This window comes from Virgibacillus sp. 6R (assembly GCF_001895305.1).
GTDB lineage: Bacteria > Bacillota > Bacilli > Bacillales > Amphibacillaceae > Virgibacillus > Virgibacillus pantothenticus.
Map to the genome: position 1 here is coordinate 2,140,675 of NZ_CP017762.1, position 13,626 is coordinate 2,154,300.

General features: G+C 38.4%; 11 protein-coding genes and 1 pseudogene. 4 read left to right on the top strand and 8 right to left on the bottom strand.

The genetic code is table 11. The features are described from left to right. Nucleotides 1-94 precede the first annotated feature (94 nt). On the bottom strand, nt 95-1,990 hold the full coding sequence (locus BKP57_RS09675; protein WP_050350762.1) for a PrkA family serine protein kinase: 1,896 nt from the start codon (nt 1,988-1,990) through the stop codon (nt 95-97). A gap of 234 nt (nt 1,991-2,224) precedes the next feature. Between BKP57_RS09675 and BKP57_RS09680 the strand changes: the two genes are divergently transcribed. The 4 genes and pseudogenes from BKP57_RS09680 (at nt 2,225) to hemH (ending at nt 6,485) form a co-directional block, all read left to right on the top strand. After that, the gene (locus BKP57_RS09680) at nt 2,225-3,295 is read left to right on the top strand and encodes a FecCD family ABC transporter permease (RefSeq protein ID WP_232231373.1); all 1,071 of its coding nucleotides are present in this window, start codon (nt 2,225-2,227) and stop codon (nt 3,293-3,295) included. Then, nucleotides 3,296-4,090 (top strand): annotated as a pseudogene (locus tag BKP57_RS22810) (ABC transporter ATP-binding protein). Nucleotides 4,091-4,107: 17 nt separating this feature from the next. Next, on the top strand, nt 4,108-5,121 hold the full coding sequence (locus BKP57_RS09690; protein WP_072741434.1) for an ABC transporter substrate-binding protein: 1,014 nt from the start codon (nt 4,108-4,110) through the stop codon (nt 5,119-5,121). 431 nt (nt 5,122-5,552) lie between these two features. Next, nucleotides 5,553-6,485, top strand: a complete 933-nt coding sequence (hemH, locus tag BKP57_RS09695) for a ferrochelatase (RefSeq protein WP_198035036.1) — start codon at nt 5,553-5,555, stop codon at nt 6,483-6,485. Nucleotides 6,486-6,810: 325 nt separating this feature from the next. Here hemH and BKP57_RS09705 read toward each other — a convergent pair whose 3' ends face one another. The 7 genes from BKP57_RS09705 to phnM all read right to left on the bottom strand — a co-directional run bounded on the left by BKP57_RS09705 (nt 6,811) and on the right by phnM (nt 13,618). Then, entirely contained in the window at nt 6,811-7,668 is an 858-nt protein-coding gene (locus BKP57_RS09705; protein ID WP_072741436.1) for an ABC transporter permease subunit, read from the bottom strand. After that, complete coding sequence (locus BKP57_RS09710) at nt 7,668-8,453, bottom strand: PhnE/PtxC family ABC transporter permease (RefSeq protein WP_050350754.1); 786 nt, start codon at nt 8,451-8,453, stop codon at nt 7,668-7,670. The genes BKP57_RS09705 and BKP57_RS09710 overlap by 1 nt, the downstream gene beginning before the upstream one ends. 12 nt (nt 8,454-8,465) lie before the next feature. Then, nucleotides 8,466-9,230: a phosphonate ABC transporter ATP-binding protein gene (gene phnC / locus BKP57_RS09715; RefSeq protein ID WP_050350753.1), complete on the bottom strand. Its 765-nt coding sequence runs from the start codon at nt 9,228-9,230 to the stop codon at nt 8,466-8,468. 309 nt (nt 9,231-9,539) lie between these two features. After that, entirely contained in the window at nt 9,540-10,583 is a 1,044-nt protein-coding gene (locus BKP57_RS09720; protein WP_072741437.1) for a PhnD/SsuA/transferrin family substrate-binding protein, read from the bottom strand. A gap of 308 nt (nt 10,584-10,891) precedes the next feature. Beyond that, nucleotides 10,892-11,704 (bottom strand): PHP domain-containing protein, encoded by an 813-nt coding sequence (locus tag BKP57_RS09725; protein WP_072741438.1) that lies wholly within the window; start codon nt 11,702-11,704, stop codon nt 10,892-10,894. Beyond that, nucleotides 11,694-12,416 (bottom strand): phosphonate C-P lyase system protein PhnL, encoded by a 723-nt coding sequence (phnL, locus tag BKP57_RS09730; RefSeq protein ID WP_050350750.1) that lies wholly within the window; start codon nt 12,414-12,416, stop codon nt 11,694-11,696. The genes BKP57_RS09725 and phnL overlap by 11 nt, the downstream gene beginning before the upstream one ends. Before the next feature lie 17 nt (nt 12,417-12,433). Beyond that, nucleotides 12,434-13,618 carry a phosphonate metabolism protein PhnM gene (gene phnM / locus BKP57_RS09735; RefSeq protein WP_050350749.1) on the bottom strand — a complete coding sequence of 395 codons (1,185 nt, stop codon included), beginning with the start codon at nt 13,616-13,618 and terminating at the stop codon, nt 12,434-12,436. Nucleotides 13,619-13,626: the final 8 nt, after the last annotated feature.

A 13,626-nucleotide genomic window follows, 5' to 3' on the forward strand; every position in this document is an offset into this window, starting at 1 on the left:
TGGACAAAAATTGGTGACAAAACAGAAAAAAAGTTAGCAAAATCACCCTCTTTCAGATACATATCCAAAAGAGGATGCTATGAGTATGGATTCATTACCTATTTAACAAACTGCCTACGTAACGCAGCAGCTCATTTGCGGAAACAGAATTATAGCTATATTCATCAATTAGACGGGCAATCACTTCATTAATCTTTTTCAATTGAGATTCATCTGGCGTTTTGGAAGATGTCGTAATTTTAACCACATCTTTTAAATCAGCAAATAGTTTCTTCTGAATGGCTTCTCGTAATCGTTCATGTGAGCTGTAATCAAAGCGTTTTCCTTTCCGGGCATAAGCTGATATTCGAATAAGGATTTCTTCACGGAATGCTTTTTTGGCATTCTCTGAAATGCCAATTTGTTCTTCAATGGAACGCATCAGCTTTTCATCTGGATGCATTTCTTCACCAGTCAAAGGATCTTTCAATTTATTTTTATTGCAATACGCTTCTACATTATCCAAATAATTATCCATCAATGTTTTCGCGGACTCTTCATACGAATAGACAAACGCTTTTTGCACTTCTTTCTTCGCTATTTCATCGTATTCCTTTCTAGCAACAGAAATGTAATTCATATACGTTTCCTTATCTTCATTGGAAATGGATGGGTGCTGACTAAGGCCTTCCTTTAGCGAACGTAACACATCTAGCGCATTAATAGCAGGGACATCTTTCCGAATGATTGCCGAAGAAATTCGGTTAATCACATAGCGAGGATCAATGCCATTCATCCCTTCCACAGGAAATTCATTCTTTAACTCGTCTACATCTGCTTGATTAAAGCCTTCCACACTTTCTCCATCATAGAGGCGCATTTTTTTAACTAAATCCACACCTGGTTTCTTAGAATCTTCTAATCTTGTTAAAATTGAAAAAATAGCTGCTGCCTTCAACGCATGTGGTGCGATATGCACATGTGCCATATCACTTTCGTTAATCATTTTTTGGTAAATCCGTTCTTCCTCACTTACTTTTAAGTTATAGGGGATCGGCATGACAATAATTCGCGAATGCAATGCTTCGTTCTTTTTATTTGCAATAAAAGAACGGTATTCTGCTTCATTCGTGTGAGCAATAATTAATTCATCCGCACTTATTAGCGCAAAGCGACCTGCTTTAAAATTCCCTTCCTGTGTCAATGACAATAAATGCCACAAGAATTTCTCATCACATTTGAGCATTTCCTGAAACTCCATCATTCCTCGATTGGCTTTATTCAGCTCGCCATCAAAGCGATACGCACGCGGATCCGATTCCGAACCGTATTCAGCAATCGTAGAAAAATCGATGCTCCCGGTTAAATCCGCAATGTCTTGAGATTTTGGATCAGACGGACTAAAAGTACCAATTCCTACCCGCTTATCTTCAGAAAGAAAAATTCGTTCCACTCGCACATCCTCAATTTTTCCGTCATACTCCTTTTCTAGACGCATCGTATTTAACGGTGATAAACTTCCTTCAATGCGTATTCCATATTCCTCAAAAAAGTCTTGACGTAAATGGGGTGGAATCAGATGGAGGGGGTCTTCCTGCATGGGACACGATTTTATTGCATATATAGCGCCTTCATCCGTACGTGAATATTTTTCCAACCCTCGTTTCAGTATAGTAACAATTGTGGATTTTCCACCACTTACTGGTCCCATCAGTAATAAGATCCGTTTGCGTACATCGAGTCGCTTTGCTGCAGGGTGAAAATACTCTTCCACTAATCGCTCAATAGCCTCTTCTAAACCAAATATCTCTTCTCCAAAAAAATCATACATTTTTTTGCCATCTCGTTCCGTAATACCTGCACTTTTAATCATATTATAAATTCGTGAATGAGCAGTTTGCGCTACTTCTGGACGCTGTTTAAGCAATTCTAAATACTCACCGAATGTCCCTTCCCACTTCAACTGCTGCTCTTCTTCGCGATGCTGCTTCACTTTATTAAGAATATCCATTTCATTCCTCCATCCAGTGATCGATTAATATAGCCTATGCATGAAGGGGTTTTATGATGCCAGACCTGATTGAAATTGCACTGACTAGTAGAAGTTTAAACACATTTTCATATGATTTGATCTTGACATTTAATTTTATAATTGGTAGACTTTCCTCAAAGTTTACTTTATGCAAAAAAAATAAACTAGGTAAACAATTATTCCTAATTCAAAAAGAAAGGATGATATATTGCAGTGCAAGTAAAGGAAACTGCAAATCAAATATCTATGTATAAAAAAAGAAAAAAGAATAATCTCTCTTTTTTCATTCTTTTATGCCTAATATTAGTAGCAACAATAATTATTTCTAACTCAATTGGGCCAGTAAATATACCATTTAAACAAACTATTTCTATTATTTTAAAACAATTCCATATACAAACAGGGATAGATGTTGTTGAGCGAAATGCAATTGTAATTATGGATATTCGGCTCCCAAGAGTTTTAGTTGGAGCATTGGTTGGAGGTGCTTTAGGCATATCTGGCGCTATTATGCAAGGTCTATTCCGAAATCCATTAGTAGAGCCAGGATACATCGGAGTATCAAGTGGTGCAGCAGTATTTGCAGTGATTGTACTTTATTTTGGATTAACACAATATAGCATGTGGATTTTACCTTTAGCAGCCTTTATAGGTGCACTAGGAGCCATCTTTTTAGTAGTACTAGTATGGCAATTAAGTAAAAAAACTTCCATTGCTACTTTATTACTTGTTGGACTCGGAGTAAATCTATTCTTATCTGCTGTAATGAGTATTCTCATTGCAAGTGCTCCTACTGAGCAAGAATTACGGAGTATCGTGTTTTGGTTACAAGGTGGTCTTGAAGCACGCACTTGGGATCATGTCATGTTAATCAGCCCTATCATTATTATATCTATGATACTTGCTTCTGTTTTTTCCAGAGAATTAAACTTAATGTTACTAGGTGATGAACAAGCTAAAGGTACAGGAGTAAACGTACGCAGAACTAGGTATATTTTACTTAGTTTAACTGCTTTAATGACAGGTGCAGGGGTGGCAGTTAGTGGGACGATCGGTTTTGTTGGTCTTGTTGTTCCCCATACTATCCGGCTGATGTTTGGATCCGACCATCGCTTCCTACTACCAGCGAGCGCCTTAGGAGGAGCATCCTTTCTAGTTTTAGCAGATATTGTATCACGAATGATGATACAGCCATTTACTATTCAAATAGGCGTAGTTTGCGCACTAGTTGGAGCGCCAATTTTTTTGATGCTCGTGGTAAAGTCAAGAAAAGGGAGGATCTAAATGGAAAAACTTACCTCAAAGCAAATTTCTCTTCACCTTGGAAATAAACATGTTTTAAAAAATGTATCCGTAACAGCTCATGACGGTGATTTCATTGGATTAATAGGTCCGAATGGATCGGGAAAATCCACCTGGTTAAAAGCCGTTTCAGGGTTAGTACCTTATCAGAATGGAACTGTTACTTTAAAAGGAAAAGAAATTACTACATACCCTACAAAGGATATTGCGAAAATGATTGGTTATGTACCACAGAATACTTCATTAAATTTTGATTTTCTTGTAAGAGATATCGTTTTGATGGGAAGGCATCCACATATTCCTAGATTTGGATTAGAAAGTGCTATCGATTATAAGATTGCTGAATAAGCAATGCAGCAAACGAATATTATTCATCTTGCTTATCGCTATGCAAATCAGCTCTCTGGTGGGCAACTTCAATTGGTGTTAATTGCTAAAGCTTTGGCGCAAGAAACAGATATTTTAATTTTAGATGAACCTACATCTGCACTTGATATCAACAGACAGCTGCAAGTTCTAGGACTACTAAAGCAATTAACACAAAAGGGAGTTACAATCATAGCTGCATTACACGATTTAAATTTAGCAGCGAGATTTTGCAATCAGCTTGTATTACTTACAAATGGCGCGGTGCTAGCAGCAGGAACCCCAGAAACGGTCTTAACATCTGATCATATTTATAAAAGCTATGGCGTACATTCGTCCATTCGCTATGATTCGCTCATACGAGCCTACTATGTAACGGCTTTATCCCATAAGACAATTTTAACTAAATGAACAGAGGATGGATAAATTTGAAACGTTATTTAAAAAGTTTATTAGTAGTACTTTGGTTAGTTTTGATGCTCATTATGGTTGCATGTAACAATAATGAATCTCCAAATGCAAAGGGAAAAGAAACGGAGGTTGATACTACCTCGGAAAATAAAGACCAAAACAGTGATCCATTTCCAATAACAACTACAATAGAAGGTAAAGAAATAAACTTAACAGAAAAACCGCACAAAATTGCAGCTCTCTCATTAAATGTTGCAGAAGTAGTTATGGATCTAAATGGCCCAGAGTCTATAGTTACTGTTACGGATACAATGGAACAAGAAAATCTATCTCATTTCAGTGAAGAAGCTAAGTTGATTAAAAACAAAATAAAAGGCGCTACTTCTCTTGACCCAGAAACAGTCCTGTCCTATGACCCTGATCTGATTTTATTAACACTTACACATGGAGCTGAAGAAGATGCTAATGAAATGCTAATGAAAGCAAGAATTCCTTTGGCTTCTTTTAATAGATGGACAACCATACAAGATGTAATGGATAATTATAAAAAAATTGGTCAGCTTATTGGCGAAGAGGAGAAGGCTTTTAAAGTCGTTGCAGATATGCAAGTGAAAATAGACCAGGTACAGAAAACCGCTAACAATAAGGATAAGAAACCGACGGTACTCATGTTGTCTCAAGTTGGTTCAAATACAGGACCATATATTTTAGGGCCTTCTAGTATAGCTTATGATTTAATTGAACTTGCTGGAGGAAAATCGGGTTCTGATGTTTTAGAATTAGATAAAACCTCCCCCGCTTCTATTGAACATATTATCGAGATAGACCCTGACTACATTATTCTTGTAGAGTGGAGTGCGACAAGTGATGAATTCACAGAACTTATTGAGTCTGATGGGTTTCAATCCTTGGCAGCAGTTAAAAATGGAAATGTAAAACAAATGAAAGCAAAAGATATATCCCAACCGAATCGATTTATTGTTGAGCAGTTAGATGAATTAGCAGATTGGTTAAATAAAGGTAAGCATTAATTTTTTAAAAGATGAAACCACCATGGCTCGCCAAGAGCGCAAGCCACCATCTATGATGAAAAATTTTGCTATATAATGTTTAGATTCTTGAAATACTACCTAAAATAAATAAGTTATATAATGGTAAATAGCGTTTTTTTCATACAAAGTATAAAATGAGGTACTTGGGGACAACGAAATTACCGACTAGCTACGTCCGGCGCATGAGCCCAGCAACGATGCTACTTTAGAAATGCGCCCTACGATAAGGCCTCATCGGTTCGTTGCAAAGAGGAAGGCCGACTAAAAACGGGCTTGCCGCTCAGGCGTCGGCATACCCCTGTTTTTAGTGGCATGATTCCTAAATCTTTAGTTGATTCGTTCCATTCGCTACGTTGCTAAACGGGTGCCCGGCGCCTTTGTTCTAGACAAATATGAAAGAGGGATTCTTATTGATTGGTATTATAACATTTGCTTATGGTTCCCCAACTTCACTAGATGATTTAGAAACATATTATACACATATTCATCACGGAAAAAAACAACCTCCGAAAAAAGTGGAACAATTAAAAAATCAGTTTAGACAAATTGGTATCGGCGACACGTTAGGAAGTATTACACAAAGACAAATGAAAGCAATTGCAAGTACATTACAAGCTCATTTGAAAGAACCAGTAAAAGGGTATGTTGCAAACAAACATACTAGTCCTTTTGTAAAAGACATTGTTACACAAATGGTTAAAGATGGTGTCACTAAAATTATTACATTCCCCATTAAACCATTACATTCAAAAACAGGGGTTGTTTATTACCAAATTCTTGTAAAAAACGCCTTAAAACAACTAAATAGTGATATTCCAGTACTGGATATGGAGAATTGGCATAACCATACATCACTTATAAACGTATTAAGCAATCGCGTAAAAACAGCGTGGGATTGGCTACCATATCAAGGGAAAGACCATGCTTTAGTTATTTTCACTTCACATAGTTTACCTGGCAAACAGGATACACATCACGCATTTGTGAAACAGTTTACTGAATTAGCTAGACTTATTGCTAAACAAGCAAATATAACGCAATGGCGCATTGCTTATCGCAGCGCAGGAACTCATGGAGGACCATGGCTAGGACCAGATATTAAAGAAGTAATTGAACAAGAAGCCCAGCAAGGCTGCCAAGGATTGGTAGTGTGTAAACTCTTGTCTTTAACATCAAACGTGGAGACTACTTTTGATATAAGATTCGATATTCAACCTATCTGTAGAAAATGGAATATCGAATTTTTCCAAACTGCTATGCTAGACGATTCATTTGATTTTATAATGGCTTTAAAACAGATTGTTTTAGACAAAATGGCACTAACTTCATTTTTATCTAAATAATCCACAAATACAGCAACTTACCTTTCATTTCAAGTTGCTGTATTTTATTCAGGAGCATCAGGCTCTTTCCTTTAATAATTATCTCTGGACGGAACTCTACTATAAAAACCGACGGGGTAACCCCGGATGCTAATAAAGAATCAACTTTTCCTCCATGTAAGGTGCTGTAAGACTTCCAATTCAAGGGCATGATGATTAAAAAAGAGAGAATTGGGAGAAAACGGCGCCTAAATGCAAGGACCTTAGGTCACACCCTTGTGATGCTCACCATCCATAATAAATAGAAGAAAAACTCCTACTAAATGAAGTTTTAATCATATGCCTTCTAATTACGTACATTGGATGGAAAATAGCGATTTTTCAATCGGGTTGAAACCACTTCGAGAATAATCGCAATCAATAAGATAGCATACGTGATAAACCCAACTTCTCGAAGATCAAAGTAAAATCCCGATGCCATAAACAGTTCAAAGCCGATACCACCTGCACCAGCAGCAGCTCCCATAGCTACAGCTACTGAGAAGTTAATCTCAAAGCGCAGGAATGTCCAGGATAATAAATATGTAAACGTAGAAGGTAGTATACCGTGTGTGACAACATGCCACCAGCTCGATCCTGTTGCTTTTAATGCTTCCAAGACCCCCTTATCTACTTCTTCAAAAGCCTCTGAAAAAGCTTTTACTAAATACGCAATGGAATGAAACAGCATTCCTAATACGGCAGCTTCACTCCCTAGTCCAGCAGCAATAGCGAAGATGAGTACCCATAATACGGTCGGAACTGCACGGATAAATGCTACAATGACGCGGACGATCTTTGTAATCCATTCCTTTGTTAAATTGGTCGCAGCCATTAATGCTAAGAAAAAGGCAATTACGGATCCAATTACAGTAGCTAATACAGCTAGTCCGAGGGTCACACCAACTTGGTACAATGCTTCAGCCCAAGTAAAATGATTTAGTGCTGGTTGAAAAAACATCACTTTTAAATTTTGTCCTGTTTCTATGATCGCGGACCATAGCTCAAGCCCTGTGTAATCAAAGAACATAAATGCCGCGATAGTTAAAACAACAAACAGAACAAGCGTCCAACGAATGACCCGCTCTGACTTGCTCCCCGCCTTGATCGATATCCGTCCATTTTTCTTGCGTTTTATATACGTTGGTTTCATTACTGTTTCCATTACATAATCACCTTCCGTATATAGTTTGAAATTAATTCAATGATGATTACCGCAATAACAATACTGAAGGTGACGAGCGCAACCGCATTATAGTTCATTGATTTATAATACATATCAAATGTATACCCAATGCCTGTCCCTGTTAAAATGCCTACTAGTGTTGCACTGCGGATATTCGTTTCAATCATAAATAAAATCCAGCTAATCATTTGCGGTAAACTCTGGGGTAACACTGCTTTATTTACAATATGAAAATACGTTGCTCCTGTAGCAGTCAGCGCCTCAACAGCGCTATGACTTGCTTCATCAATGGACTCAATAAACGCCCTTGTTAAAAATCCGACCGTTCCTACAAATAAAGCTAAATAGCCAGTTATTGAATTTTGCCCAAAGGAGAGTAACAAAATCAACGCCCAAGCAACGACTGGAATATTACGTGATACGGATGCAATAAAGCGAGCAAACGTACTTAAAAAGCCATTGACACTCGTCGTTTTCGATCCCATTAAGCTTAGAAAAATAGAAACTACTGCAGCCGTTGTCGTTGCCGCAATGGACATAAAAATGGTCTCATTTAACTTTCCTAAAATTGTTGGCAGCTTTTCTAGCGATTCTTGCGTAATAAGTAAATGAGAGAACATCCATCCAATCGCCGCCGGAAACGCTGCTAAGCCGTCAATGAAGTTAAAATTCGTTATTGCTGCAGATAAATACGTAATTGCAATGATAATGGACAGAGCAATCGTCGTTTGCCATTTGCGTTTTTGCATCACCTTTTCACTCACGTTAATTTCTCCTCACACTGTAATTAATTCTCGCACTTGCGTACCATAAATACGATTAATTTTATCCTCTGTCAGTTGATAATTTGAACCATCAAATACGACTTCCCCTTGATTCAAACCGATAATTCGGTCGGAATATTGCTGCGCTACTTCCACTTGATGTAAATTGACTAGACAAGTTATCCCTAATTCAGAAGTGATAGACTTTAAATGATCCATAATGATCTTCGAAGAATTGGGATCAAGTGAGGCAATCGGTTCATCACAGAGGACGAGCTTTGGATCTTGAATAAGTGCACGAGCAATACCCACTCTTTGCTGCTGTCCACCGCTCAACTGATCACAACGTTTATAAGCATGCTCTTCGATGCCAAGCTTACGAAGCAGATAAAAAGCTTGCTCTTTTTCTGCTTCCGTAAATCTGCTTAGCACACCTTGCAAAGTAGACTTATAACCAAAACGTCCATGGAGCACATTTTCAATAACTGTTAAACGTGGAACCAAATTATAATGCTGAAACACCATGCCGATATTCGTGCGCAGCTGTCGTAATGCACGCTTTTTCATACTAGTTACTTGTGCGTTATCAAAAATAACTTCCCCACTACTAATCGAGACCATTCGATTAATGCAGCGTAATAGTGTAGATTTTCCTGCACCAGATGGACCAATAATGGAAACAAACTCTCCAGCCTCGACGTTAAAAGAAATATCTTTTAATACTTTTGTTTCGTTATCGTACGATTTACTAAGTCCTGCAATTTGTAACAGTGCCATGGGTAGGCTCCCTCCTATATAATGAAACTTCATCAACTTGGTTTTCTTTCCCACTGATTGAAGTAGAACAAAGGCTAAAAACGCAGGCATCCTGGAAAAAAGAAGAACACTTTTTCCACGTGTCACGCCTCACGTGAGCAACATCTTACGGACCCAATGAATTGGGTGTTTAAGTGTCGTTACTACCGCTTTGACTTCTTTGTTTCGACTTTCAGCCTTCAAGCGGTAGTTTTAAGACACTTACATATGGGATGAATCTGCCTGTAGAGTATCCCGATTGGATTAGGTATACTCTACATGGCTATTTGATTACTGAAGCTCACGGATTGGATCAAACCACTTGTCCTCTGCTGGCGCAAATCGTTCTTTGTCCGTTTTAAAGAATAATGCTGATTCTCCTGAGTCTTCTGGTACAAAAATTCCTTCATTATTAGCAACTTCATCTGCACTTAATGCTTCTTGCAATTTTTTAAAGTCTTCTTCACCTAATGTATCCATGTTTGCTGCAAATGGAGCATTAAGGACAGGTGTCACACTCATTAACGTAAATTCTTTTCCAGCTACTTTATTAAATGGCTGCGCAGCATCGTCTTTTACTTTGTAAACAGACCCCTCTTTATTTTCTTCGCCTTCAGCAACTTCTACATAGTTTTCCACACATGTATCACAGAATGCCGCTACATCCGCATTCCCATCCAGTAAATTAACTGCCGAACCTTGGTGGGAGTTCCCAAAAAGTACTTGAGAAAAAAGCGGTCCACCTTCCATTAAGTCTTCTTCGGTTAAGTCTTTATACTCCTCTTGTTCTGTAAAGTGCGCAAGAATGCTTGCTGAAGGTACTTTAAAGCCAGAAGTCGAGCTGTTGGAAACGAACGAAAATTTCTTATCCGCTATCGTATCCAATGAATATTCCCCATCTTTTTTATAGTTTTCCTGATCATCCACATTTACCGCAAGCCAGCTGTGATAAACGGCATCATCTAACGTACCAGATGGGCCAGTTGGAACAACAATTGGCTGAATGGCATCGTTGCTTTTATTTGCTTCGATGTATCCTTGTGCACCCATAAACGCCACGTCTGCGTTATTATTTACTAATGTCTCAATTGCAATCGCATAATCTGTTGTTAGATGGTGCTCTACTTTTTTTCCAGTAGCGTCAGCGATGACCTTTCCAATCTCATCACGAGAGGATTTCAAATCTTCCCCAGATTCGTTTGGATACCAAACAACATCAATCACATCATCTACTTCTGCTTCTTCTTTTTCACTACTAGCATTTCCTTTTGAACATCCTACCGCAAATACAGCTAATAAAAGCAAAACACCAAATTTAATTAACGTCTTCTTCATGATAACGCTCCTTCATTCATAGATTATTTGATAGCATAGACACTTAGAATGGAAGTTCTTTATAAATTATTGCGTAAGCGAGCATTCCCTCCTTATGACGAGCTAGCCTGCTTTCCCTCTACTATTAAAACACAACTTAACTGAATAAGGTTTATATTTACAACATTTTTACATTTAATTTAGTAACTTTACACTCCCTAAATATAATTAAAAATTCAATTTACAAATGTAGATGTCAGAAAGACTTGGTATCCCAAATCTGTATGCCGAAAGCTGTAGTTTTTCTTATACTATAAACCTTGAAAATCTTATAATATCCTATAGTACAAAAAGGAAGGACTTGTAATAGCACCTATCTCTACTGGAGCGCCAAAACTGCCATGATAGTCACTTCCTCCCGTCATTACTAACTCGTACTGCTTAGCTAATGCTTCTACACGTTGATGATCTTCTGTCGTATGATCAGGATGATTTCTTTCAACCCCTCCTAAACCAACCTCCACAAGTTCCGAAATGATATCATACGAATTAAGCTGGCCAGGATGGGCAACAACAGCAATACCACCATCTGCAACAATTGCCTCTACCGCAAGAAAAGCGTCAACGTATTCTATATCACCTGCGGCTGGGCCTTCTCCTTTAAACAACTTACGGTACAGCTCTTGATAAGTAGAGGAAGCGTAGGGCGCTAACGTGATTTGCTGCATAACATGCTGCTTATAAATTGTTTCGCTTGGACGTGCCGCTTTAATCACCGCTTGCGGGTCAATAGAATAGCCATGCTGATTAAGCTGTTTGATTTGCCATAGCGTATGGGCTTGTCGCCTGCTTCGGACCGTTTGGCAGATTGCTGCTATATTTTTTGCCTCCGGGTGATAATCATATCCAAGTACATGTACCTTTCGATTACGTTTAAAATCATAAGCAGAAATTTCAATGCCTGGGATCACTTCAATACCATAATTTTTCCCTAAAGCTTGTTTTTCTTTAAGACCATCTATGCTATCGTGATCAACAAAGCTGATTTGTGTCACTCCGCGTTGTTTCGCTTGTGCTAGTACCATCTCTACATGATCGGAACCATCCGAATACGTGCTATGCACATGAAGATCAGCTTTCATGAATAACGCCTTCTTTAACAGCTTTATCTGGGCTGAATTGCATATCAAAGACGTGATCACATAAGCCATCCATAAATTCTATATCATGAAAAATACCAACTAATGTCGTTCCACTTGCTTTCAGCTTTTCAATAATCTCACGTACCTTTATTTTCGATTGCTGGTCCAAGCTGGCTGTTGGTTCGTCAAGTAATAGAAGTCGTGGTTTTTTGACAGTAGCCATGGCGATATTTAACCGCAGCTTTTCTCCACCGGAAAAAGTATTCGGGTAATTATCCCAAAGCTTCTGATCCAATTCAAAATGTGTTAAAGCCTTCTCTGCTTCCAATTTTGCATCTGCTTCTGTTGCTCCCATTTCCAACAATGCTTTCTCAACAAGCTCCCGCGATGTTGTCCGAGGCATCACATTTAAAAATTGCGATACATAACCGATTTCGTGCTTTCGTAAATAAAGGATTTCCCGTTCTGTTGCATGGGTTAAATCAATTAACCCATAACGTGCAGAATCATAAATAATGCTTCCTGTATCTGGACGGTACGTACGATAAATACTTTTTAAGATCGTTGATTTACCACTCCCGCTTTTACCGACAACACCAAGAAATTCTCCTTGCTCTAATGAAAAATGAATATGTTCAACTGCTTGCCTCGTTTTGCCCAAGTGATGAATGGTAAATCGTTTGCCAAAGTCTTTTACTTGCAGCATTGCCATTTAATGGTACCTCCCTTTCATTCGTTCATACGGTAATTCGTTGTTGTCATTAATACACCGTTTACCATCGTTGCAGTTAACATGGGATAACCGTCATCCATTCGCTCAATAACAATCATATCTGCTTTTTTTCCTGGCTTTATCGATCCTATTTCATCATCCATTCGTACAGCTCTGGCTGGATTAAGGGTTACTTTCATAAACATGTCATGTAAATCATTTCCGTGCGTTTCACTTAAGGAAAAAATAGCGTGTAGCAAAGCTGCTGGATAATAATCACTACATAAAATATCAATACAATCTTCTCTTATTGCTTCGGCTGCTGATAAATTCCCTGAATGAGATCCTCCGAGTAATACGTTAGGTGCACCGGCTATCGTCTTCAGTCCAAGCTCTTTTGCTTTTTTGGCAATCTCCAGTGTGATTGGGAACTCACTAATCGTCGTTCCGAAAGATTTTACGAGATGAAGCTTATCTATATTGTCATCATCATGAGAGGCTACTGCTATTCCTTTGGCTATCGCTAGCTCAGCAACTTCTTGTATGCGTTCAATGGTCATGCATTCTACGTTTTGCCGTTCCAAAATAATCGTCTGTACAGCCTCATCAGATAAATCACGGTAACCTAACAATGTTTCCCGATACACTTCTAAATCTCGATATTGCCCCTGACCAGGTGTATGGTCCATAAATGATAATAAATGTACCTTATCTGCTTCAATATTACGGATTAACTGGTCGACTTCTGCAATATTGTCGATTTCAAAGCGAGCATGTAATCGATGGCGAATTAAATGTAATTCATGATGTGTATTCGCAATCGCATCGACCATCCGCTGTACGTGTTTCGGCTGCCGAATCGGTTTATGGTCAAAAGCGTCCTCGCGATAAAACGATAACGAGTGAAACATCGTTGTAATCCCGTGACCAATTAATATTTTTTCAGCTTCTCTTAAGCTAATATTAAAATCCATCATACTCGTTGGGCGTGGTGAAGCCACCGTCTCAATATAGTCTGAATGGATATCGATAAAGCCTGGAGAAATATAGCCACCGTTGGCATTCATTCTTTTAGCCTCTGGATAGCTATCGATTTCTGTTTCTCGAATAATTGCTTGAATAGTCTCCCCCTTTACAAGGACAGCGTGACCTTCAAGTATCGTTTCTTCTGTAATCACTTTTCCATTATGAATAACATACACAGTACGTG

Excerpts from the sequence above, each read along its gene's own strand:
- BKP57_RS09675 (WP_050350762.1), bottom strand. The coding sequence starts at position 1,990 with ATGGATATTCTTAATAAAGTGAAGCAGCATCGCGAAGAAGAGCAGCAG.
- BKP57_RS09705 (WP_072741436.1), bottom strand. The coding sequence starts at position 7,668 with ATGGAAACAGTAATGAAACCAACGTATATAAAACGCAAGAAAAATGGA.
- phnC (WP_050350753.1), bottom strand. The coding sequence starts at position 9,230 with ATGGCACTGTTACAAATTGCAGGACTTAGTAAATCGTACGATAACGAA.
- BKP57_RS09720 (WP_072741437.1), bottom strand. The coding sequence starts at position 10,583 with ATGAAGAAGACGTTAATTAAATTTGGTGTTTTGCTTTTATTAGCTGTA.
- BKP57_RS09725 (WP_072741438.1), bottom strand. The coding sequence starts at position 11,704 with ATGAAAGCTGATCTTCATGTGCATAGCACGTATTCGGATGGTTCCGAT.
- phnL (WP_050350750.1), bottom strand. The coding sequence starts at position 12,416 with ATGGCAATGCTGCAAGTAAAAGACTTTGGCAAACGATTTACCATTCAT.